Origin of the sequence: Halobacterium jilantaiense, from assembly GCF_900110535.1 — an archaeon.
Lineage (GTDB): Archaea > Halobacteriota > Halobacteria > Halobacteriales > Halobacteriaceae > Halobacterium > Halobacterium jilantaiense.
In genome coordinates this window covers 1,593,821-1,616,093 of the sequence record NZ_FOJA01000001.1, presented here as the reverse complement: position 1 = coordinate 1,616,093, position 22,273 = coordinate 1,593,821, and the positions used below count along the sequence as shown (strand labels likewise).

General features: G+C 69.6%; 25 protein-coding genes. 13 read left to right on the top strand and 12 right to left on the bottom strand.

The features are described 5' to 3' along the window. Entirely contained in the window at nt 1-267 is a 267-nt protein-coding gene (locus BMW35_RS08315) for a DUF6360 family protein (RefSeq protein WP_089668894.1), read from the top strand. An 11-nt stretch (nt 268-278) separates the two neighbouring features. On the opposite strand, the gene BMW35_RS08310 is transcribed toward BMW35_RS08315, so the two are convergent. Beyond that, nucleotides 279-692 carry a hypothetical protein gene (locus BMW35_RS08310; RefSeq protein ID WP_089668893.1) on the bottom strand — a complete coding sequence of 138 codons (414 nt, stop codon included), beginning with the start codon at nt 690-692 and terminating at the stop codon, nt 279-281. Between the two features lie 103 nt (nt 693-795). Here BMW35_RS08310 and BMW35_RS08305 point away from each other — a divergent pair, with 103 nt between their 5' ends. Beyond that, nucleotides 796-1,974 (top strand): hypothetical protein, encoded by a 1,179-nt coding sequence (locus BMW35_RS08305; protein ID WP_089668892.1) that lies wholly within the window; start codon nt 796-798, stop codon nt 1,972-1,974. Nucleotides 1,975-2,002: 28 nt separating this feature from the next. Here the strand turns inward: BMW35_RS08305 and BMW35_RS08300 are convergent, their stop codons facing one another. From BMW35_RS08300 to BMW35_RS08290, 3 genes are all read right to left on the bottom strand, one after another. After that, nucleotides 2,003-2,293, bottom strand: coding sequence for a hypothetical protein (locus tag BMW35_RS08300; RefSeq protein ID WP_089668891.1), 291 nt, complete (start codon nt 2,291-2,293; stop codon nt 2,003-2,005). 85 nt (nt 2,294-2,378) lie between these two features. Next, on the bottom strand, nt 2,379-3,611 hold the full coding sequence (locus BMW35_RS08295; protein WP_089668890.1) for an MBL fold metallo-hydrolase: 1,233 nt from the start codon (nt 3,609-3,611) through the stop codon (nt 2,379-2,381). 111 nt (nt 3,612-3,722) lie between these two features. Further along, a complete protein-coding gene (locus BMW35_RS08290) occupies nt 3,723-3,998 on the bottom strand; it encodes a WNWW family protein (RefSeq protein WP_089670382.1) in 276 nt (91 codons plus the stop codon). A gap of 80 nt (nt 3,999-4,078) precedes the next feature. Between BMW35_RS08290 and BMW35_RS08285 the strand changes: the two genes are divergently transcribed. The 4 genes from BMW35_RS08285 to BMW35_RS08270 all read left to right on the top strand — a co-directional run bounded on the left by BMW35_RS08285 (nt 4,079) and on the right by BMW35_RS08270 (nt 7,922). Continuing rightward, nucleotides 4,079-5,548, top strand: coding sequence for an aldehyde dehydrogenase family protein (locus BMW35_RS08285; RefSeq protein WP_089668889.1), 1,470 nt, complete (start codon nt 4,079-4,081; stop codon nt 5,546-5,548). A 567-nt stretch (nt 5,549-6,115) separates the two neighbouring features. Then, complete coding sequence (locus BMW35_RS08280) at nt 6,116-6,520, top strand: 30S ribosomal protein S6e (protein WP_089668888.1); 405 nt, start codon at nt 6,116-6,118, stop codon at nt 6,518-6,520. A gap of 37 nt (nt 6,521-6,557) precedes the next feature. Continuing rightward, entirely contained in the window at nt 6,558-7,001 is a 444-nt protein-coding gene (locus BMW35_RS08275) for a DUF5807 family protein (RefSeq protein WP_089668887.1), read from the top strand. A gap of 9 nt (nt 7,002-7,010) precedes the next feature. After that, complete coding sequence (locus BMW35_RS08270) at nt 7,011-7,922, top strand: carbohydrate kinase family protein (RefSeq protein ID WP_089668886.1); 912 nt, start codon at nt 7,011-7,013, stop codon at nt 7,920-7,922. Here BMW35_RS08270 and BMW35_RS08265 read toward each other — a convergent pair. The 3 genes from BMW35_RS08265 to BMW35_RS08255 all read right to left on the bottom strand — a co-directional run bounded on the left by BMW35_RS08265 (nt 7,919) and on the right by BMW35_RS08255 (nt 10,351). Beyond that, nucleotides 7,919-8,716: a BtpA family protein gene (locus BMW35_RS08265; protein WP_089668885.1), complete on the bottom strand. Its 798-nt coding sequence runs from the start codon at nt 8,714-8,716 to the stop codon at nt 7,919-7,921. The genes BMW35_RS08270 and BMW35_RS08265 overlap by 4 nt on opposite strands. A gap of 40 nt (nt 8,717-8,756) precedes the next feature. Then, the gene (locus BMW35_RS08260) at nt 8,757-9,836 is read right to left on the bottom strand and encodes a DHH family phosphoesterase (RefSeq protein WP_089668884.1); all 1,080 of its coding nucleotides are present in this window, start codon (nt 9,834-9,836) and stop codon (nt 8,757-8,759) included. A gap of 83 nt (nt 9,837-9,919) precedes the next feature. Continuing rightward, entirely contained in the window at nt 9,920-10,351 is a 432-nt protein-coding gene (locus BMW35_RS08255; RefSeq protein ID WP_089668883.1) for a universal stress protein, read from the bottom strand. 75 nt (nt 10,352-10,426) lie between these two features. Here BMW35_RS08255 and BMW35_RS08250 point away from each other — a divergent pair, with 75 nt between their 5' ends. After that, nucleotides 10,427-10,870 (top strand): universal stress protein, encoded by a 444-nt coding sequence (locus BMW35_RS08250; RefSeq protein ID WP_089668882.1) that lies wholly within the window; start codon nt 10,427-10,429, stop codon nt 10,868-10,870. On the opposite strand, the gene BMW35_RS08245 is transcribed toward BMW35_RS08250, so the two are convergent. From BMW35_RS08245 to BMW35_RS08235, 3 genes are read right to left on the bottom strand one after another with little or no spacing between them, the layout of a single operon-like run. Beyond that, a complete protein-coding gene (locus BMW35_RS08245) occupies nt 10,859-11,143 on the bottom strand; it encodes a hypothetical protein (RefSeq protein ID WP_089668881.1) in 285 nt (94 codons plus the stop codon). The genes BMW35_RS08250 and BMW35_RS08245 overlap by 12 nt on opposite strands. Before the next feature lie 40 nt (nt 11,144-11,183). Beyond that, entirely contained in the window at nt 11,184-11,729 is a 546-nt protein-coding gene (locus BMW35_RS08240; RefSeq protein WP_089668880.1) for a GNAT family N-acetyltransferase, read from the bottom strand. Next, complete coding sequence (locus tag BMW35_RS08235) at nt 11,719-12,099, bottom strand: universal stress protein (protein WP_089668879.1); 381 nt, start codon at nt 12,097-12,099, stop codon at nt 11,719-11,721. The genes BMW35_RS08240 and BMW35_RS08235 overlap by 11 nt, the downstream gene beginning before the upstream one ends. A gap of 191 nt (nt 12,100-12,290) precedes the next feature. Between BMW35_RS08235 and BMW35_RS08230 the strand changes: the two genes are divergently transcribed. Further along, nucleotides 12,291-12,920, top strand: coding sequence for a DUF5806 family protein (locus tag BMW35_RS08230; RefSeq protein ID WP_089668878.1), 630 nt, complete (start codon nt 12,291-12,293; stop codon nt 12,918-12,920). Here BMW35_RS08230 and BMW35_RS08225 read toward each other — a convergent pair. Then, on the bottom strand, nt 12,917-13,450 hold the full coding sequence (locus BMW35_RS08225) for a DUF7529 family protein (RefSeq protein ID WP_089668877.1): 534 nt from the start codon (nt 13,448-13,450) through the stop codon (nt 12,917-12,919). The genes BMW35_RS08230 and BMW35_RS08225 overlap by 4 nt on opposite strands. Nucleotides 13,451-13,539: 89 nt before the next feature. On the opposite strand from BMW35_RS08225, the gene BMW35_RS08220 reads away from it, so the two are divergent. The 5 genes from BMW35_RS08220 to BMW35_RS08200 all read left to right on the top strand — a co-directional run bounded on the left by BMW35_RS08220 (nt 13,540) and on the right by BMW35_RS08200 (nt 20,799). Next, on the top strand, nt 13,540-16,398 hold the full coding sequence (locus BMW35_RS08220; protein ID WP_089668876.1) for a dipeptide ABC transporter ATP-binding protein: 2,859 nt from the start codon (nt 13,540-13,542) through the stop codon (nt 16,396-16,398). A 123-nt stretch (nt 16,399-16,521) separates the two neighbouring features. After that, on the top strand, nt 16,522-18,279 hold the full coding sequence (locus BMW35_RS08215; protein ID WP_089668875.1) for an ABC transporter substrate-binding protein: 1,758 nt from the start codon (nt 16,522-16,524) through the stop codon (nt 18,277-18,279). Nucleotides 18,280-18,342: 63 nt separating this feature from the next. Then, on the top strand, nt 18,343-19,500 hold the full coding sequence (locus tag BMW35_RS08210; protein ID WP_089668874.1) for an ABC transporter permease: 1,158 nt from the start codon (nt 18,343-18,345) through the stop codon (nt 19,498-19,500). Continuing rightward, nucleotides 19,497-20,438 carry an ABC transporter permease gene (locus tag BMW35_RS08205; protein WP_089668873.1) on the top strand — a complete coding sequence of 314 codons (942 nt, stop codon included), beginning with the start codon at nt 19,497-19,499 and terminating at the stop codon, nt 20,436-20,438. Before BMW35_RS08210 ends, BMW35_RS08205 begins: the two co-directional genes overlap by 4 nt. A 1-nt stretch (nt 20,439) precedes the next feature. After that, entirely contained in the window at nt 20,440-20,799 is a 360-nt protein-coding gene (locus BMW35_RS08200; RefSeq protein WP_089668872.1) for a DUF7268 family protein, read from the top strand. A gap of 3 nt (nt 20,800-20,802) precedes the next feature. Here BMW35_RS08200 and BMW35_RS08195 read toward each other — a convergent pair whose 3' ends face one another. Continuing rightward, entirely contained in the window at nt 20,803-22,065 is a 1,263-nt protein-coding gene (locus BMW35_RS08195; RefSeq protein ID WP_089668871.1) for a dihydroorotase, read from the bottom strand. Nucleotides 22,066-22,273: the final 208 nt, after the last annotated feature.

Genomic DNA, 22,273 nt, shown 5'->3' with positions numbered 1-22,273 from the left:
ATGGTCGACCGCGTCCTCGGCGTGAACGCGTACACGACGTTCACGCTCCTCGACGGTGAACTGGAGGGGCACGGCTGGCGGACGGACGCGCCGGCGGTGCTGAACGTGGCGACGGGCGGGGACGACGAGGTCGTTCTCGAACTCGAACTGGACAACACGGCGACCGACGACGTGTCACCGCACGCCGACCGCCTCGCGCTCTCGCCGGGCGAGGCCCGCGAACTCGCCGCGGAACTGGAGTCGTACGCCGGTCGCGTCGAGGACTGAGGCCGGCAGCGCTACTGTTCGAGGTCGTCGCCGCGTCCGTCGGCCTCGGTCGTGTTCGCGCGGTTCCGCCACTCGCGTTGCTGGCGTCGTTCGGTGACGTGTTCGGTGCCGCCGGCGAGGTCCGTCCGGACGCGGTCCTCGAAGCCGGTGATGTCGTCCAGCAGGCCGTGCCGGACGTCTTCGACGAGCTCGTAGCTCCACCGGTCGCCGACCGCGCCGGCCGGCAGGTGCGTGTCGCGGAGCGCGTCGGCGTGCTGGTCGTGGCCGCACGCCCGCAGCAGTCGCTCGGCCTCGTCGAGGTGGTCCATGCCGCGACCGAGACTGTGGTGGAAGCCGAGCAGTTGGCCGTACGCCCGGTAGACCTGCTCGACGCCGAGCTGGAGTTCGTGGAGCGCGTCTCGTTCGCGGGAAGTCAGTTCGTCCATGTTCTGACGTACGCTGTCCACGCGGTTATCCGTGCGGGATGGTACCACGCAACCGAACGCGTCCGGGGCGGCTTTTTTCGCGCTCTCGGCACTCCGAGCGACCATGTCGGCGTCCCGTGGCTCCCGGTGGTTCGTCTCCGTCGGCGTCGCGTACCTGGTCGCGTTCCAGGTCGCCACTGCCGCCGGTGCCGGCCGGACCACGCTCGCGGTACTGGGCGTCCACGGCTTCGTCGTCCACGTGCTCCTCGGGAAGGCGCAGGCGCTCGTCCCGACGTACTTCGACCGCAACCTCGCCGCGCCCTGGATTGCACGCGCTGCGCTCCCGCTCACGGCGGTCGGCGGCGCGGTCACTGCCGGGTGGCTCGCGACCGGCTCGTCCGTCCTCGCCCACGGTGCGTCCGTCTGGGCGCTCGGCGTCGCCGTCGTCGTCGGCCTCCTCTTGGCCTCGCTCCGGGGGAATCTCACCGGCCGGGAGACGGGGACGGGTGACCACAACGCCCACCGGCGTCGAGTCGACCGCGCGGCGAACGCCGCCGTCCCGGTCGCGCTCGCCTACCTCGCTGCGGGTGCGTACCAGACCGCCGCCGCGGCCGGCACCCTCGTCCCGCTGCCCGCGCTCGCCGGCGGGCTCCCGGTCGGTGTCCACCTCGTCGCCGCGGGCGGCGCGCTCCTCGCGCTGTTCGCCGTGGGGTTCAGGCTCTTCCCGCGGTTCCTCGTCGCCACGCCGCCGCGGCCGCTCGTAGCGGTCGTGCTGCTGGCGGGCGCGCTCGCTCCCGCACTGCTCGCCGCGGACTTCTACGGCGGCGCGCTCTTCCGCGCCGGCGCGGCGCTCGAAGCCGTCGCGGTCGTCGGGTTCGCGGTCGCGTACGCCGTCCTCCACGCGCGCAGCGACCGCTCCCGGGTCGGCTTGCGGGCCGTGCTCGCGGCCGTCGCGAGCGGTGTCGTCGGTGTCGGCCTCGGCGTCGCGTTCGCGACCGGGGCGCTCGCACCGACGGCCGGCCGCGTCCTCGCGCACCTCCGGCTGAACGTGCTGGGGCTGCTCGGGCTCGCCGTCGTCGGCGCGCTCTACCAGTTCTATCCGCCCTCTGTCGGCCGGCTCCCGGGCTGTGACGACCGGCTCGCGCTCGCGTCCGTCACCGCACTCGCGGTCGGCGTCTGGGTCGAGGCCGCCGGCCGGCTCGCGGGCAGCGCGCTCGTCGCGACCGGTGGCGCTGCTCTCGGTGTCGCCGGCGCGCTCGCTGTCGCGTACCTCGTCGGTGCAGCCTTCCTCTCGCGGACGTGACCCAGCGGCGACGGCGTCACTCCTCCCGTTACGGGGACGCGCCGCCAGCGTCGCCCTCCTCGCCGAGCGCGCTCATTCTGCGACGAACGAACAGGTACGCGCCGCCGAGGACGGCGACGACGAACAGGGTGCCGACCGCCGGGTACAGCGGGCTCGGGCCGTGTACCGCGACCATCGGGCCGTCCATCATCGAGCCACCCATCGTCGGGTCGGCGACGACCCGGCGCTGCTGGTAGGCCCGCCAGGTCAGCACGGCCCCGGCGAGCACCACGGTTTCGACGAGCACCGCGACGGCGGCGTCGGCTCGGCGTCGGTGCATCAGGGGTGAGCGTACGCTTCCCTGACTGTTCAGCGTGCCCATTGGCCTGGTCCTGTGGTCCGCTCGGGGCTGTGGGTGTCGGCGGTCAGACGGTGACCGTCTCCCCGAGGTCGGGTGCCCGCGCGTCGTAGCCGTCGGCGCGGAGTTCGGCCGCGAACGCCGGACACCGGTCGCCGTGGTTCACGAGCACTCGGCGCTCCCGGTAGTCGTCGAGGAAGTCGAGGATGCCGTCCCGGTCGGCGTGCGCGGAGAAGTCGTACTGCTCGACCTGCGCGGCGACCGGCAGCATCCGGCCGTCGATTTCGGCGCTCCCGGTCTCCAGGAGGTCTCTCCCCGGCGTGCCTTCGACCTGATAGCCCGTCATCGCGACCTTGTTCGTGGGGTTCGAGCGGACTTCGGGAACGTAGGTCATCGCGGGGCCGCCCGAGAGCATCCCGCTGGTAGTGACGACTGCGGCCTGCTGGTCGGCGATGCGCTTCCGCTGGCCGTCGCGGCCGGTGACGAATCTCGCGTGGGACTTCGCTCGCCGGAGCGCGTCGGCGTCCCGCACGAACGCGGGGTACCGCTGCAGCATCTCGGTGACTCGCTTGCCCATCCCGTCGACGTAACAGGGGATGTCGTACGCCTCGCAAATCCGCAGCAGTTCCTGCGTGCGGCCGATGGCGAACGCCGGGACGACGACGGTACCACCCTCCCAGAGCGTCGTCCGGACGCTCTCGACGAACCGCTGTTCGACCGTCCGTCGGTCCTCGTGGTCCACGTCGCTGTACGTGCTCTCGCAGACGACCACGTCGGCGTCCGGACGGGCAGTCGTTCCGGCGACCAGTCGCTGGTCGTCGGTGTGGAAGTCCCCCGTGTAGAGCAGTCGAGTGTCGCCATCCTCAACGAGGACGTGTGCGCTCCCGGGAATGTGGCCGGCGTCGAAGAACGTGACCTCGTAGCCGGCGGCCTCGAAGGACTCCCGGTAGCCGTGTGTCTCCGAGACCTCGGTGACGCGTTTCACGTCGGTCTCCGTGAACGGACACTGGAGTGTGCCGCCCCGGAGTTTCAGTGTGTCCCGGGCGAGCGTAAGCGCGAGCTCGCGCGTCGGTGGCGTCCAGTGAATCGGCGGGCGGTCGCGCCCCGACAGCAGCGCCGGGAGCGTGCCGACGTGGTCGAGGTGGCCGTGGCTCGCGACGACGGCGTCCGGGTCGACGTCCCCGAGGGGAAACTGGGGCAGCCGGTCGGCCTTCGTGCCGTAGTCCAGCAGCAGCGAGTCGTCGACCAGCACGGCGCTCCGGCCGACTTCTCGCGCGCCGCCGAGGAACCGCAGGTCCATCGACTCGGGGTAGCGCCGGTGGCTGTTTGGGTCCGTCGGTGCCAGCCCGGCCGCCGTCCGGGTCGTTCTCCCGGCCGCGGGGCCCGTCCTCGCGGTCCGGAGGCTGGCCGTCTAGTCCCGCGTCCACGCCGTCACGCGGAACTCGTAGTAGCCACCGTACGCCGCCTCCAGCGCGCCCATCCACCAGTTCCAGCGCTCCGCCGGCGTCCCATCCGGCGCGTCCCCGAGATTCTCCACGAGGACGGTCGGCGTCACGTCGACGCCCAGGTCCTCGGACAGCCGGCCGTCGTCGACGAGGTCGCCGGCTGACCGGGCGACAGCGCGCCGCTCCGCGACGGTACCGCCGAACGCCTGCCGGAGCGACAGCATCAGGAGCTCTCGGTCCACACTGACAGCGCGTATGCCGCCCGCCGGCTTCAACACTCGGGTGGATAACGTTACCACGGTGGACGCTCAACTACGACGTGATGTCAGACCTCGACCTCACAGACGCCGACTGGAACGTCGACTACGTGAACGGCGAGTACCGCTCGCCGGGCGACCGAGACACCATCGACGTCGAAGACCCGTCCACGCGGGACCACTTCATCAGCGTCCCCGCCGGCACCGAACGCGATGTCGAAGACGCCTACGAGGCGGCGGCCGACGCACAGGCCGACTGGGCGGCGACTAGCCCCCAGCAGCGAGCCAGCGTCGTCCGCTCGGTACGAGACCTCCTCAAGGAACACCGCGACGACATCCTCGAGTTGCTCGCGACGGAGTCCGGCAGCACGCAGACCAAGGGGTTCGCCGAGTTCCACACGTCCGTCGGTATCACTGGGGAGGCGGCGTCGTTCCCCACGCGGACGAGCGGTGATCACCGCCAGTCGACCGTCGAGGGCAAGGAGAACCTCGTCGTCCGCGAGCCGCAGGGCGTCGTCGGTGTCATCTCGCCGTGGAACTTCCCGCTGAACCTCTCCATCCGGGCGGTCGCGCCCGCCATTGCGCTCGGGAACAGCGTCGTCCTCAAGCCCGCGTCCTCGACCCCGGTGACGGGCGGCCTCCTGCTCGCGAAACTGTTCGAGGCCGCCGGCCTCCCGGACGGTGTCCTGAACGTCGTCACCGGCCACGGGTCGGACATCGGCGACGCGGTCGCCGGCAACCCCCACGCGGACGTCGTCTCCTTCACCGGGTCGACGCCCGTCGGCCGTCAGGTCGCCGCCACCGCCGGCCAGAACCTCGCGCTCCCGGCGATGGAGCTCGGTGGGAACAACGTCCACGTCGTCACCGACGACGCCGACATCGACCAGGCCGTCGACTCGGGCGTCTTCGGTTCGTTCCTCCACTCCGGGCAGGTCTGCATCTCCATCAACCGACACCTCGTCCACGAGGACGTCTACGACGAGTACGTCCGGAAGCTCACCGAGCGCGCCGAAGCCCTCCCCGCGGGCAGCGCCCACGAAGGCGACACCGTCGTCGGCCCCATCATCGACGAGTCCCAGCGCGACACGATACTCGACTACGTCGAAGAGACCGTCGACGCCGGTGCGACCCTCGAAACCGGCGGCGGCCACGACGGCCTCGTCGTCGAACCCACCGTCCTCTCGGACGCCACCAACGACATGGCCGCAGCCTGCAACGAACACTTCGGCCCGGTCGCGCCCGTCATCCCGTTCTCGGACGACGACGAAGCGGTCGCACTCGCGAACGACACCGAGTACGGGCTCTCCGGCAGCGTCCACGCCAGCGACCTCGGCCGCGCCCGCGACATCGCCGACCGCATCGACACCGGCATGATTCACATCAACGACCAGCCAATCAACGACGAACCCCACCTCCCCTTCGGCGGCTACAAGGACTCCGGCATCGGCCGCTACAACGGCGAAGCCATCATGGACGAACTCACGCAGGAGAAGTGGATTAGCATCCAGCGCGAGGCGCGAGACTACCCGTTCTAAGCGACCTTTTGCACTGTCGCCGAAAGAGCGCGAAGCGCTCTTTCGAGATGACGAGAGACGCCTCTGGCGTCTCTCGGACCACGGGCCGGCGAAGCCGGCCCTCGGCAAAAGCTCGGCCAAAAGCACTCCTCGTCGTTCGAAAGACGGCGGAGCCGTCTTTCGTGATGACAAAAGGCGCGAAGCGCCTTTCGAACCACTCCCGTCGCGCCCTTCGGGCGCGGTGGTCGCTCGTCGGCCGCTGCTCGCGGCTCCGCCGCTCGCAGCGTGAACCGCTCACTTCGGCCTCTATCGAGGCGCTCGGCTCGCGGACGCTAGCGGCTACCGGCTGTTTCACCGGCCCTCGAACTCGGTGGGTGCGTAGCTTCAAATGTGATAGCGGGACCAGCCCCGGCTGTGACCTGAGTTCAGCCGCGGGGTCGCCTCGACGGTTGTGCGGCGACCACCCTGCCGGCGCAGTCCGCGACCGCCGCCTGCTCGCCACACCCCCGCGCCCGGCCGGTAGCCTACTCAGCGTCGCTTCTGCGTGGCTTCGACGGGTTTTTGAATCACGCCGGACTCGTTGCAGGCATGGCTACGTTTCAGGTCGCCGTCGCCGACCCCGAGTCGGGACGCACCTACCAGTTCGAGGTCGACGGACAGGACGCGAACCGATTCATCGGCCGCGAAATCGGCGACGAGGTCGACGCGGACGCCGTCGGTCTCGACGGCTACACCGTCGAAATCACGGGCGGCAGCGACGACGCCGGCCGACCGATGCGCGGCGACGTGAACGGGAGCGACCTCAAGGAACTCCTCCTCGAGGGCGGCGCTGGCTTCAACCCCGAGCGCGACGGCGAGCGCAAGCGCGTCACCGTCCGCGGCAAGGAAGTCTCGGAGGCCACCGCACAGCTCAACGTCTCCGTCGCCGAGCGCGGCGACGAGTCCGTCGAGACCCTCCTCGGCGAAGGCGACGAAGACGGCGACGACGAGTAACGCCACGCTTTTTCGCGGTCACTGCCTATCTCGGTTCGTGAGCGACTACGACGCCTACCTCGCGGGCGACCGCACCGACCACGTCGCACTCTACCTCTCCGACTCGTTCGTCTCCGACGTCGACCAGCTCGCGGACCGCGCGGACGCCGAACAGACGAGCGACGGCGTCGTGCTCGTCGTGGACGGCGACGCCGGCCGCAGCGTCTTCCAGAAACTGACGGGCATGGAGGCGATGGAGTTCGGCTCCACCGCGATGCAGACGCCCGGGCACGTCGACGGCGACCTCGTCACTGGAGAGTGCCCGAACGCCGCCGACGGCCCCGGCGAGGACCACGACGTCGAGTTCGTGTTCTCGTTCGCCGAGGAGCAGAACGAGGAGGTCGGCGGGCTCTACGAGGAGGGTGACGTCGTCCACGCCTACGCCTACTGTTCGTGTGGCACCGCGTACTCGGACAAGTGGCTCGCCGGGGAGCGCGAGTAGGCGGAACTGATGGGCGATATTGTTGCCGTCGGGAGTGCGGTCCTCGACCGCGTGTACGCGCTATCGAACCTCCCGGAGCCCGACGGCGGCGCGTTCGCCCGCGAGTCGACCGAGCGCGCCGGCGGCGTCGCGGCGAACGTCGCGTGCGCGCTGGCCGCGCTCGACCACGACGCGAGCGTCGTCTCCCGAATCGGGGACGACGACGCCGGCGACACCGTTCTCGACTCGCTGGCTGACTGGGGCGTCGACGCCTCGGGCGTCCGGCGCGGCGAGGACGCCACGTCCTACACGCTCGTGCTCCGAGGACCGGACGGCGACCGCATGATTGTCGCCGGCGGCGACAGCGTCCCCGGCCTCGAACTGACCGACGCCGACCGCGACGCGCTCCGTGACGCCGACTGCGTGTTCACGAGCGCCTACGCGCCCGACGGCGTCGTTCGGGAACTCGTCGACATGCGCGAGGACGGCGACATCGCCGCACTGGCGTTCGACCTCGCGGGCCCGCTTCCGGAACTCGAGGGGCGCGGCGCGACCCGGGCGACCATCGACGCGGCCGCCGCGAATGCGGACCTCTTCGTCGCCAACGAGGTCGCGGCACGCTCCTACCTCGACACCGACCCCGAGACAGCGGTCCGCGAACTCGCCACCCGTGGCGCTGACCGGGTCGCCGTCACCGTCGGCGCAGACGGCGCGTACCTCGTGACCGACGCGGAGACGGTCCACGTCCCCGCGCGCGATGTCGAGACGGTCGACGCGACAGGCGCTGGCGACGCGTTCACCGCCGCACTCATCCACGCCTGGGTCGTCGGGGACGAGACCCCGGAGGCGGCCGGCCGAACCGCGACGGCCGCCGCTGCTCGAAACTGCACCGCAGGCGGGGCTCGCGGCGCGCTCCCCACCCGAGCGGACCTTCAGGACTAGCGCGCCGCGTCGACCAGTTCCCGGACGCGAGCTTCGTCGACGGGTGCCGTCGTCTCTCCGCCCTCCTTCAGTGCGGTGCCGACGATGGCACCGTCCGCGAGGTCGAGCGTCTCCTCGACTGTTTCCCGAGTCACGCCGCTTCCGACGAACACCGGCGCGTCGACGCCGAGGCTGTCGCGGGCGTCGACGACAGCCCGGAGGTGGTCGCGGTCGGTCTCGTGACCGGTGCCGGCCCCGCTCGCCACCACGCCGTCGGCGTGCCCGCGCTCAAGTAGCTCCGCGACCTCCTCGGTCAGCGGTCGCTCGGCGAGCGCGGCGGAGTGTTTCACGTCGACGTCCGCGAGCATCGAGACGTCGGCGTCGAGGCGGTCCCGAAGCCGAACGGTTTCGGCTGCCTGCCCCTCGACGACGCCCTGATCGGTGAGGCGAGCGCCAGCGTGGACGTTCACCCGCACGAAGTCGGCGTCAGCAGCGGCCGCGACGGAGACGGCGGCCTCGGCGTCGTTCCGGAGGACGTTCACGCCCAGCGGCAGGTCAGTTTCCCGGCGGAGGTCACGGACGAGCGCCGTCATCGACGCGACGACATGTTTCGGAACGTCGTCCGCGTAGAACGGGGCGTCGCCGAAATTCTCCACTATCAGCGCGTCCGCGCCGCCGGCTTCGAGGCGGCGGGCGTCCCGGAGCGCCGCGTCCCGGATGGCGGCCCGGTCGCCGTCGAAGCTCGGCGCACCCGGGAGCGCGGCGAGGTGGACCATCCCCACGACCGCGCGGTCGGCGTCGAAGTCGAGACTCATACCGGGGGGAGGTCGGCGGCCGTGAAAAGCGACGCGACCGCTACTCGTCGGCCGGTTCCTCGGGGAGGTTCCGGAACGCGTCGAGGATGACCTGCTTCGCGGTGGTGCCCTGGGACGTCCAGTGGTTCGCGTAGTCCAGCATGTCCTCGTAGATGTCGGGCTTGCAGCCCGCGGCCTTCGGGTGGCCGCCGCCGTTCACCTGGCGGGCGACCTCGTGGGCGCGGTCGAAGGACTCGGTTCCCCGGATGCTCGCGCTCCCCGAGGGCTTCACGACGACGGCGGCGTCCGCGCCCTGTTCGCGGAGCGCTTCGGCGACCTCGTTCTGCGAGCAGCGGCCGTACGTGACGCCGACCGTCCACTCGCCGACCTCCTTCAGCGCGGCGCGGTCGACCGCGCGGTCGATGAGGTCGTGTTTCTCGACGCGGCGCTCCTCGACGTACGCCATGACGTCCTCCGGGAGGTCTGCACCGTGCTCCTGGACGACGTCCATGTACTCCTCGGCGTCCGACCAGTACGAGTAGTCCGCGAGGTCGTCGCTGCGGTCGTCCTCTTTCAGCCAGAGGTCGTGGTCCCGCGTGACTTCGGCGAGCTCGCGGAACCGCTCGGGGACGGCTTCGTCGAGACTCCGGACGGTCACGTCCGCGGTGCATTCCTCCTCGGAGTCGCCGACGACGAGGTCGACGCCGGCGTCCCGGACGGCCGCCGCGGTCTCCTCGGTCCACTGGTGGTGGTCGAACCACCGGACTTCGCTGGCGTACTCGACGGCGGCCGCGAGTTCGTCCTCGACGTACGAGAACTGGTCGGGGCAGACGTCGCAGACGAACAGCCGGCAGTCCTCCTCGCCGAACTCGACGGCCCGCCGCAGGCCGTCCTCTATCTCGTGCGGGCCGGCGGGAATCAGCGCCGCCTCGCCGTACACCTCCCGGATGATGGCCGCACACGCGAGGCCGTCCGCGTCGGGGTCCGCGACCACGATGACGTCCGCGCCCTCCACGCGCTCGCGGACCTCCTGGTCTTTCTTCGCTTCGTGAACGTCGTCGGGGACGAAGAAGCCCGTCCCGGGGAGCAGGCTCTTCCGCTCCAGCGGGAGGTCCTCGTCGTCGATGACCCAGTCTTCCATACCCGTCGTCCGGGCGGCCGGGGGAAGAACCCCGCGGTTAGCCGGCGCTCACCGCCGCCACCCGGCAGCCGTCCCGCAGCCGCCTACTGTTCCTCCTGAAGCTGGCGGATGGTCAAGACGGGCACCGGGCACGTCCGGACGACGCGCTCCGCGACGCTCCCGATGAGGAACCGATTCTCGCCGTGGCGGCCCCGAGTCCCCGTCGCCACCGCGTCAGCGTCCACGTCGCGGGCGTACTGACTGATTTCGGCGGGCGGTCGCCCCTCGCGGACGGCCGTCGTCACGTCCACGTCGGCTCTGTCCGCCACCGCGCTCACTGCGGTTCGGCCGCGGTCCTCAAGCGCGTCGCGCATCTCGTCGCGGACCGCCTCCGGCGCGGACTCTACCTCGCTCTCCTCGAGGACGTAGAGGGCGTGGACGTCGGCCTCGAAGCGCCTCGCCACGTCGAGGGCCACGTCGACGGCCCGCCCGACGCTCTCGGAGCCGTCGGTCGCGATGACCACCGTGTCTATCATGTGCTGGCCTTCCCGGTCGGGAACCTTAAACCCACACGCGGAGCGTTTTAGTAGCCCGACGCTGCATCCCCACGTATGACGCTCACCGTCGACACCGTGCTCGTCCCGGTGGACGGCACGGACGCCTCGGCCACAGCCGCCGAGTACGCCGTCACGGTCGCCGACCGCTACGACGCGAACGCCCACGCGCTGTACGTGCTCGGCGAGACGGTGACTCGCGCCATCGAGACCGGCGACGTCGCCGAGGACGACGTCGTCGAGGAGACCAACACCTTCCTCGGCGAGGTCGAGGACCTCGCGCCCGAGGGCGTCACCGTCGACTCCTCGATCGCCTACGGGTTCTCCACGTCCCGCAAGCTCCAGCACCCCGGCAGCGTCATCCTCGACGCCGCCGAGGACGTCGACGCCGACTTCCTCGTCGTTCCTCGTGAGGGAATGCGCGGTGACGCCGGCGACGTACTGGAGAAAGCCGCCGAGTACGTCCTGCTGTACGCCAGCCAGCCCGTGCTATCCGTCTGACCCGTCGCGCGCTCCGCCGTCTTCTGGACGCGCATCGAGGCTGTCGGCCGCTTCGAGTCGCGTCCGAACGAGCCCGTCGACCTGCGAGAACAGCGAGTGGACCAGCAACCACACCGCGGCCAGCGACAGCACGCCGACGACCAGCGGCCCGAAGCCACCGGTGCCGGCCAGCGCCGCGCTCACGACGACGAGGACGACCCACGCGACGACGACGTGGAGGGCCAATCGGTTCGCGCGCGAGATGTGTTCGTTGGACCAATCGGAGTCGGCCATCGGTGGCGGGTCGCCCGCCGCGGGCTTGAATGCTGCCCACTCAGTTCAGCCGAATCGCCATCTCCATCTCGAAGCTCTCCGCGGACGCGGTCTCGAACCCCACCTTCTCGTAGAGCGCGACCGCCGGGCGATTCCAGCGCTCGACGCTCAACCACACCAGCTCCGCGCCGTTCGCCTGCGCGTGGCCCAGCAGCGCCTCGATGAGGCGCGTGCCGATGCCCGCTCCCTGGTAGGTCTGGTGGACGAAGATGGCGAGTTCGTACGTCTCGCCGTCGTCGGGCACGAGTGTCGCGTGGCCCGCCACCTCGTCGCCGTGCCACGCAACCACGTCGAAGCCGTCCTGCTCCAGCAGCGTGTCCAGCCAGTCCCGCACGCGGTCCTCGCCGACCGGCGGCACGCCCTGCGCGCGGTCCGACGGGTCGAAGTCGTCGTACATCGCCACTAGCGCGTCGACGGCCGCCGTCTCTTCGTCCACTGTCTCGAACCCTCGCACTTCGAGGTCCCGCCCCTCTCCGTCGGTGAACGACACCGGCGGCTCGGGGAACGCTCCAGCGACCTCGTCGGGGTAGACGCGCTCACCCGCCATCGTCACGCACCAGCTTCACCGACGTCCGCGCGTTCAACAGCACGAACTCCGCGATGTGTCCGAGCTTGATTTTCCCCATCGGGCTGCGGTGGCCGCCGCCGAGCACGATCTGGTCGAAGTCCCCGGCTTCCGCCAGCTCCACGAGCGAACTCCCCGCGTCGCCCGAGAGCTGTCGGACGTTCTCCGGCAGGCCCGCGTCCGCGAGCGCCGACCGCGCCGCCTCGACGAGCTCCTCCGTCTCGCGGTCGCTCTCCGGATTCTCCACCACCGCTACGGTCAACTCGTCGCCCGTGTCGCCGGCCCGCTGCACGCTCTCCTCGAGCGCGTCCAGCGAGTCGTCCGCTCCGCCGATACCCACCAGCACTTTCATGGACGGACTGTCGCCGCCGCCCGGCAAAAGCGTTCGGCTGCCCGATGCCAGTCGCAGCGCGTTCTCACTCTGTTCGAGCCCCGGCTCACGGCTCCTTCTGGTCGCCGTTCGCTTAATCGGAGACTCCTCTCGCTGGTCGGAGTCTCCCGCCCGACACCCTTTTGCGCCGACCCCAGCAAACGACGAGCAACATGCCAGACCAGCGGTCGTCCCCCGACGACTGGGACGCCGAACCCGCCGTCGAACCGGTCGCCGAACGCGACGACACCAGCGCCGAAACGGGGGCCGACGACGTGCCCGCGGACGTCCGGCAGTACGCGCGCTTCTCGAAGATGAACGGCGCGCAGTACGAGCGCGTCAACGAGTTCCTCCGCGAGCGCACGTACATCACGGCCCGAGAGTGGGCCATCGCCCGGCTCTGCGCGGACTTCCGCACGGAGACCGGCGTGGAGATGACGAAAATCGGGGAGAACCTCCCCGAACTCGTGCCGTTCATGACGGACACGTACAGCCCGCAGGCGGTCAATCAGGCGCGGGCGTCCTTCGAGCAGAAGGTGCGGACGGCGGGCGCGACGTTCCTCTACGGCGCGATGTGCGACTTCTTCACGGCCGACGAGCTCGACGACCTCATGTACGAGGTGACGGAGGTCGCGAAGTTCCTGCTGGAAGTGGAGGGCGTCGACCTCGCCGTCGAGGACGAACTCGAAGCCGAGGAACGCATCTCGTCGGTGATGCGCGACGTGCGGGCGGCCAGCGACGAACTCCGACACGACGGCACGGAGTGCCCGAACTGCGGGCACACCATCGAGGGCGACGACTAGGCGGTCGAGCCGTCGCCGTCTCGCTCGCCGTGGTCGGGCAGGAACAGCGACGGGTCCTCGTGGACGAACGTGAGGACGCGGCGCTCGTTCAGCGGACGGACGTGGATGCGGACCTCGCCGGCCTCGTATATCTCGTCCATGAACCCCTCGTGTTCGGGCGGACTGTAGTACGCGGGCAGCAGGACGGCGGTCTCCGTCTCCGGGGACTCCAGCGCGACGACGAAGAAGATGGTACTCCCGGTGTCAGCGCGGAACACTTCCGCGTTCTCGAAGCCGCCCGCGGCGTCGAACGCCTCGGCGACCGGGTCGAACTCGTTGTCGGGCGCGAGCAGGTCGATGCCGGTCCGTCCCGCGGTCTCCTCGTCGGCGAACAGCCCGATGTCGCCGGGGTGGACCTCGTGGGCGTCCCAGCCGCGCTCGCGGTACTCCTCAGCGGTCGCGGCCATGTCCTCCATCACTCGCTCCCAGTGGGAGAGACGGTCACCGGAGAGCGTATCGGGGTCACCGACAGTGTCGGGGTCGTTGGGCATGGGTGTGTGGGGATTACCCGCACGCAAAAGCGTTCCCTCTCGCGGACTGGCGGAAGGTATTTGTGGTCGCTTCTCACAGTTGTCGGCCAATGACCGATCTCCTCTCCGTCTCGAACCTTCGCACCCAATTCGACACCGGCCGGGGGGCCGTGAAGGCCGTCGACGGTGTCGACCTCGAAATCGAGGAGGGCGAGACCGTCGGACTGGTCGGGGAGTCCGGCTCCGGGAAGTCCGTGACGGCGCTGTCCGCGATGCAACTCGTCGACGACCCGGGCGACGTGGTCGGCGGCAGCGTCACCATCCAGGAGCCCACGCTGGCGGCCAAACTGGTCGCGAACCACGACGGCGCGGTCGCGTCCTACCCGTTCGACGCCATCGCGGCCTGTCGTGAGGTCGCGGGCGACCTCCGGGGGGACGCCGCCGTCGGGTCGACGCCGGCCGAACTCCGCGGCATCGCCGACGACCTCGACGGCACGGCGGACCCCGGCGACCTCGCGGGCGACCTCCGCGGGTTCGCGGACCGCCTCGACGCCACCACGGACGACGAAGCGAGCGACGACGGGGACGCCGACGACCCGGAGACCGTCGGCGCTGACCTCGACGACGCGGTCCTCGACGCGCTCGACGGCTTCGTCTTCTTCTCCGAGGCCACCCTCCAGCCCGCGGCCGGAGCGGACGTCGACCCGTCCGCAGACCCCATTTCGGTGCTGCGGAGCCGCGGGGACGGCCACGAACACGTCCATCTCGCGGACGCGCACGTCGACCTCACCGCCGCCCCGGAGAACGCGATGCGGGACGTTCGCGGCGGCGAGATGAGCATGATCTTCCAGGACCCGATGACGTCGCTGAACCCCGCGCTCACGGTCGGGGAGCAGGTCGCGGAGAGCCTGCGGCTCCACCGCTACGGGAAGAAGCGCTCGGACTCCTGGCTGAACGGCATCCGGGAGGCGCTCTCCAGGGGCGACACCGACGAGCGCGTCGTCGCGGACACCGTCGAGATTCTGGACGCCGTCGGCATCCCGGAGCCGGAGACGCGCCTCGACGAGTACCCCCACGAGTTCTCCGGCGGGATGCGACAGCGCGTGCTCATCGCCATCGCGCTCGCGTGCCGGCCCCAGCTGCTCGTCGCCGACGAGCCAACGACGGCGCTGGACGTCACCATCCAGGCCCAGATTCTCGACCTCGTCAACGACCTCCAGGACGAGTTCGGGATGTCCGTGCTGTTCATCACGCACGACCTCGGCGTCGTCGCCGAGACCTGCGACCGCGTGGCCGTGATGTACGCGGGCGAAATCGTCGAGGAGGGACCGGTCGACGAGATCTTCCACAATCCGAGCCACCCCTACACGTACGCGCTCCTGGAGTCCATCCCCAGCGAAGACACCGACCGCCTCCAGCCCATCGAGGGCAACGTCCCGGACCTCATCGACCTCCCGGACGGCTGCCACTTCGCCGACCGCTGTCCGTGGGCACACGACGAGTGTGTCGAGGGCGAGATTCCCTCGCTCCAGCACGGCCCCGAGGACGTGGACCACCGCTCGAAGTGCGTGATGGAGGACTTCGACACCTCGGAGTACGCCGCCGGCGCGACGGGCGTGGCCGCCGAGTCGGAGACGTTCACCGGCGACCCAATCGTGGAGGTCGACGGCCTCCAGAAGTACTTCTCGCGGGCCGACGGCTGGCTGGACAAGTGGCTCGCCAGCGAGCCCCAGACGGTGAAGGCCGTCGACGGCGTCGACCTCGAAATCTACGAGGGCGAGACCCTCGGGCTGGTCGGGGAGTCCGGCTGCGGGAAGTCCACGACGGGACGGTCCATCCTCAGGCTGCTGGAGCCGACCGACGGCAGAGTCGTGTTCGCCGGCGACGACATCTCGGCGCTCGACGACGACGCGCTGCGCTCGAAGCGCACGGACATGCAGATGATTTTCCAGGACCCGCTGTCGTCGCTCGACCCCCGTCAGAGCGTCGGGAAGACGATTCTGGAGCCACTCCAGATTCACGGCCTCCCCGAGGACACCGGCGAGAAGTCCACGCGGCAGGCGCGCCGCGACCGCGTCGTCGAACTGATGGAGGCCGTCGGCCTCGAACCCGGCCAGTACGACCGCTATCCCCACGAGCTCTCGGGCGGGCAGCGTCAGCGCGTCGGCATCGCCCGCGCGCTCGCCGTCGACCCCGACTTCATCGTCGCGGACGAGCCGGTGAGCGCGCTGGACGTCTCCGTGCAGGCCCAGATTCTGAACCTCATGGAGGACCTCCAGGACGAGTTCGACCTCACCTACCTCTTCATCGCGCACGACCTCTCCGTCGTCCGGCACATCTGTGACCGCGTCGCCGTGATGTACCTCGGGAAAGTCGTGGAGACAGCGCCCACCCAGCTGCTGTTCGACTCGCCGAAACACCCCTACACGGAGGCGTTGCTCTCCTCCATCCCCGAGCCCGACCCGCGGGCCGACACCTCCGACCGCATCATCCTCGAGGGCGACGTTCCGAGCCCCATCGACCCGCCGTCCGGCTGCCGGTTCCGCACCCGGTGTCCGAAAGTCATCCCGCCGGCCGACCTGGACGTCGAGCAGGACGTGTTCCGCGAGGTGATGGACCTCCGTGAGACAGTGGAGAACCGCGAGATTCCTCTGGACACCGTCTGGGAGGACGCCGCGGACGACACCGCCGCGGGCGGGTCGCCGACGGACGTGCCCGCGGACGGCGGCCGCGACGCCAGCCGCGAGGCGTTCGTCGATGCGCTCTGGGCCCGCGAGTTCGACACCGAGCCGACCGGCGAGGTGCGGTCGGTCGTCGAGCGCGCGTTCGACGCCCTCGCGACCGAGAACTGGGCCGACGCCGAGGAGACGCTGCGCGAGGCCTTCGAGAGCCCCTGTGAGACGACCGAACCGCTGCTGGGCGGGGGCGAGCAGCCGGCGGCCTGCCACCTCTACGACGACGCCGCTTGAGGCCGGGTACTACGCAAATACGGGTTTGTAGCGGGAGGCGGGAACTCGGTGCGACTACCCCGTCGTATGTGGAATGCTCACGGCCACCGGTATTTTTAACACGAGGACCAATTATTACCGGGTATGCCACGTGATACGGTAGACCGGCGCACATTCCTGAAGTCGGCCGGCGCTGCGACAGTCGTCGCAACGTCACTCGCCGGCTGTTCCAGCGGCGACGGTGACAGCGGTGAGGACACCACCGAAGCCAGCGAGAACACCGGCGACGGGACTGAAACCGACGAGACGACCGAACAGGACGACGGCGGGAGCGACCTCAGCGGGACGCTCGTGTACTCCCGCGGGGACCACCCGACGAACTACGACCCCCAGCAGACCACCAGCGGCGAAGTCGCGAAGGTCACCAACCAGGTCTTCGACACGCTCATCGACTTCGTTCCCGGCAGCGGCGGGCAGCTCACCGACGGGCTCGCCAACGAGTGGAACCTCGAGGAGACCACGGCGACGGTGACGCTCAAGGAAGGCATCACCTTCCACAACGGCGAAGAGGTCACCGGGGAGGACGTCCGCGCGACCGTCCGGCGGTTCATCGACGAGGACTACGAGTACTTCCTCGGCACCGACAACCGCTCGGGGTACTCCTCGGTGACGTTCGGGGACTGGGTCGAATCCATCGAGGTTCCCTCGGAGTACGAGGTCCAGTTCAACCTCAGCCAGCGGTACGCGCCGTTCGTCCGGAACCTCGCGATGTTCGCCGCCGCCATCATGTCGAAGACACAGATCGAGGGTGTCGGCGCGACGCCCGAGGATCAGGCTTCACTCGGTACCGACCCCAAGGGCACGGGCCCGTTCATGTTCGAGGAGCTCGACAACTCCAACCAGCGCATCCTCCTGTCCGGCTACCAGGACTTCTGGGGTGAGGGCCCGAACGTCGCGCAGGTCATCTTCAAGACCATCGGGTCGAACCAGACCCGTGCGCAGGACCTCATCAACGGCGACACGCACATCACGGACAACCTCGACGCGCAGTCCATCCAGCAGGTCGACGGCTCGGGCTCCGCGTCCGTCGTCCAGAAGAACGGCATCAACGTCGGCTACATGGCGTTCAACCACGCCCGGAAGGAGGCGTTCCGCGACCCCCGTGTGAAGCGCGCCATCACGCTCGCGGTCAACCGGTCGGCCATCGTCGACGACATCTATCAGGGCTTCGCCACGGAAGCCGACCAGCCGCTCCCGCCGGACGTCCTCGGGCACAACGACGACCTCGAACCGTACCCCCACGACCCCGAGGAGGCGCAGTCCCTGCTCGAGGAGGCGGGTGCGACCGACCTCAGCTTCGAGCTGGCGACGTTCTCGAACCCCCGGGGGTACAACCCGAGCCCGCTCCAGACGGCGAACCAAATCAAGTCCGACCTGCAAGAGATCGGCGTCTCGGTCGAGATCAACCAGTTCTCGACGTTCAGTTCCTACATCGAGTACACGTACGGCGGCCGCCACGACGCCTGCCTGCTCGGCTGGTACACCGACAACGCCGACCCGGACAACTTCCTCTACGTGCTGCTGCACCCCGGCGTGGACGCCTCGGAGCTGTCCGCCGACCAGCAGCACATCCCGTGGGATGACAAGGCGAACGCGTCGAACGTCGCCGCGTGGGTGAACAAGGACTACGTCGAACTCGTCGACGAGGGCCAGACCACGTACGACGAGGGGTCGCGCCGCGACCTCTACCTCGAAGCGTCCCAGATTGCCCACGACGACGCGCCGTGGATGTTCATCGACTACGCGGAGCTCATCCGCGGCGTCCACCAGTCGGTCAACGCCGACAGCTACACGGTGAGTTCGGTCGGTGGGCCGTACCTCGAACTCGTCGAGATGAACTGACAGCGCGACTGAGAAAACTACAAACCCCCGGGCTGTACAGGTCCGGGCAGACGCTCTACATTCATGGCTTCCAAGCGGTTCATTCTGAAACGGCTGTTGTTGCTCGTGCCGGTCCTGTTCGGAGTGGCGACGTTCGTGTTCGTCATCCTCCATCTGGCGTCGGGTGACCCGGCACGGGTCATCCTCGGGCAGCGCGCCCCCCAGTCGCAGGTCGTCCAGCTCCGGCAGGAACTCGGCTTGAACGACCCGGTGTACGTCCAGTACGGTCGGTTCCTCGTCGACGCCGTGCAGTTCGACTTCGGCCAGTCCTACCAGATTGCGCAGGGCGACAGCGTCCGCAGCGTGCTGGCCGACAAGATTCCGGTCACGCTCGAACTGGCGCTGTACGGCCAGGTCATCGGCATCCTCCTCGGCATCCCGCTGGGCGTCATCTCGGCGGTGAAACAGGACACGCTCACCGACCACGTCGGACGAATCGGTGCGCTCTCCGGTATCTCCATCCCCATCTACTGGTCGGGCCCGATGCTCATTCTCCTGTTCTCGACGACGCTCTCCATCTTCCCGGCGTCCGGCCGCATCGGGTCGACCATCTTCCTCGACAACAGTTGGCTCCCGTTCACGTTCCTGCCAGCCGACATGTCAATCCCCGCTCCCTGGTTCGCGGTGTACGACGTTGGATTGGCGGGCGTCAGCCTCCCCGTCCCGTTCTTCGATATCGTCACGGTCACAAGCGGGACGACGTGGCCGCTCACGAACATGGTCACCATCGACACCCTGCTACTCGGCCAGTTCGACGCCTGGGTGTCGGCGGTCATGCACCTGTTCCTGCCCGCGGTGACCATCGGCGTCTACTCGATGGCGCTCATCTCCCGGATGATGCGGTCGTCGATGCTCGAAGTCGTGCGCCAGGACTACATGCGGACGGCGCGCGCGAAGGGCCAGGGCTCGAAAATCACCGTCATGAAACACGGCTTCCGGAACGCCCTCATCCCCGTCGTCACGGTCATCGGTATCCAGTTCGGCGGCCTGCTCGGCGGTGCCGTCCTCACCGAGACGGTCTTCGGCATCGGCGGCATCGGGACGATGCTGGTCTCCGCCATCAACGCCAACGACTACCCGCTCGTCCAGGGCACCGTGCTGACGTTCGCCCTGCTGTTCACGCTCGTGAACCTCGTCGTCGACATCACGTACAGCTACCTCGACCCACGCATCCAACAATGAGTACGGACACCGCAACCGACGCGAACAGCCTGGACGACCGCACGGCCCTCGACCGGCTGCGGTCCTCGCAGTTCCTCTCGGACCTGCTGTCGAACCGCCTCGCGGTCATCGGGCTAACGATCATCGTCGGGATGATACTCGTCGCCGTCTACGCCCGGGTCGCGTACGACCTCAACGCGCTGACCCAGTCGCAGCTCGGCACCGTCCCCGACCGGCTGCGGCCGGGCTGGACGGGCGCTGGTCCCGTCGACCAGCACATCTTCGGCACGGACGCCTCGGGCCGCGACATCTACAAGCGCACGCTGTACGGTGCCTGGATCGCGATGAAGTACGGCACGGTGACGGTCGCGGCGTCGACGCTCATCGGTGTCGCGCTCGGCATCATCGCGGCGTACTACAGCGACCTGACCGACAACGTCATCATGCGCACGATGGACGTGCTGCTGTCGTTCCCGTCGCTGCTGCTGGCGCTCGCGCTCGTCGCCATCTTCGGCTCCGGCCTCTGGAAGGTCGTCATCGCGCTGACGCTCGTGTACACGCCGCGGTTCGCCCGCGTCGTCAGGGGAGCCGCGCTGAAAGTGCTGGAAGACGAGTACATCGAGGCCACGGAGGCGCTCGGCGCGAACGACCTCCGGGTGCTCGCGAAACACGTCTTCCCGAACACCCTCGCGCCCGTCACCGTCCAGTCCACGCTGAACTACGGGCTCGCCATCATCGACTTCGCGGCGCTGTCTTTCCTCGGGTTCGGCGCGGGTCCGGGGATGCCGTCGTGGGGGCTGATGCTCGACAACGGCGTCTCGAACGGCCTGCTCACCGGGAAGTGGTGGATGTCCGTCTTCCCGGGGCTGTTCCTCGCCATCCTCGTCCTCGGGTTCAACCTCCTCGGGGACGGCATGCGGGACGCCCTCGACCCGCGGATGCGGGAGACGGTCGACTGAGATGTCTCAGGCAGGCGTCGAGGTTGCGGGCCGCGACTGGGGGCTGTTCGCGCGCGCCGCCGGCTACGGCGCTGCGGCGGCGTTCGCCCTGTTCTACGTCCTCCACCTCGGCGTCGGCACCAGTCCGCGGCAGGCCAGCGAGGTGGCGTTCCCGCTGGCCGCGCTCCCGTTCGCCGTCGGGCTCGTCGGCTGGTCGGGCGTGCTGATGTCCGGGGACGCTATCGAGGGGTTCTCGACGGAACTCGGCGTCTCGGAGGGCTGGACCGCCGAGAGCGGCCGACAGGCGATGGCGCTCCTGATCGCGTTCGGCCTCGGCGGGATGGTCGGTGCCGCCGTCGCCGGCGCGCCGTACGGCGTCTAACGCTTACTGGCGGACGTTCTCGCCGTCGAACGCCGCGAACTCGTCGCCGTCCCAGACGACGGTCCCGCGCACCATCGTCCACTCGGGGAACACCCCCTGTTTCCCCTCGAACGGCGTCCACTCGACGTTCGAGTGCAGGTCGTCGCCCCGAATCTCACGCGCGTTCTCCGGGTCGACGAGCACGAGGTCGGCGTCCCGGCCCGCCTCGACGCGGCCCTTCCGGGGCAGGCCGAAGATGTCGGCCGGATTCGCTGCCGTCACGTCACGCACGCGCTCGTAGCTGAGGTCGCCCTCGCGCGCCGCGTCGAGCAGCAGCGGGAGCGCCGTCTCGACGCCCGGCACGCCCGAGGGCGCGTCCCAGATGCTCGCGTCTTTCTCGTCGCCGGTGTGGGGCGCGTGGTCAGTCGCTATCACGTCGACGCGGCCGTCGGCGAGCCGCTCGAACAGCGCCTCGCGGCGCGCCTCGCTGCGCAGCGGGGGGTTCATCCGGCCGAACGTCCCGAGGTCGTCGAGGTCCTCGCGCGAGAGGAAGAGGTGGTGGGGCGTCACCTCGCAGGTGGCGTCGCCCGCCCGCGCCGCGTCCACGCCCTCCGGCGTCGACGTGTGTGCGATGTGGACCGTGGCCCCGGCCTCGCTGCCCACGTCGACCGCGCGCTCGACGGCGGCCGCCTCGGCGTCGGCCGCCCGGTACGCGCTCCACGCATCCGCGTCGTCGCGGGACTTCGCGTCCTCCGAGAACAGGTCGGCGTCCTCCGCGTGGACGGTGACGACGACGCCCGCGTCCGCGGCCCGCCGGCACGCCGCTCGGAACAGGTCGGCGTCGATGCCCATGTCTCCGGTGGAGTCCGCGAGGAACACCTCACCGAGCGCGAACAGCGGTCGCTCGAACAGCGAGTCGGGGTCCCAGTCGGCGGTCACCCCGCCGCTGACGCCCCAGTCTACGAGGCTCCCCGCAGCGAACTCGGCCTTCTCGTCGAAGGCTTCGCCAGTCACCGTCGGCGGGTCCGTGTTCGGCTGGTCGACCACGGTCGTCACGCCACCCGCAGCGGCGCTCCGGGAGCCACTCGCCCACGTCTCTTTGTGCCCGAACCCGGGCTGCCGGAAGTGGACGTGCGCGTCTATCATCCCCGGCAACAGCAGCCTCTCGTCCGCCTCGACGAACGCCTCCCCGTCGAGGTCTTCGCCCACTGCGTCGATTCGCTCCCCGTCGAGTCGGACGTCGCGGACTCGCCCGTCGGCGAGCATCGCCTCCCGGATGACTCTCATACCTCGTCGCTCGCTGCGTACCCGCGTAAGTGCTGTGGACCGGACTGCAGGCGTTCGGTGTATTCGCCGCGGCCTCGCAGCAGCCTCCTCTCGAAAGCCCTCGGCGTTCTCGGCTCCCGCGACTCGCTGCGCTCCTCGGCGTCCGGCCTGCGGTGCTTGCTTCGTCGGGGTTCCCCGAGAACGCCTCGCCCTTTCAGTCCACCAGGGA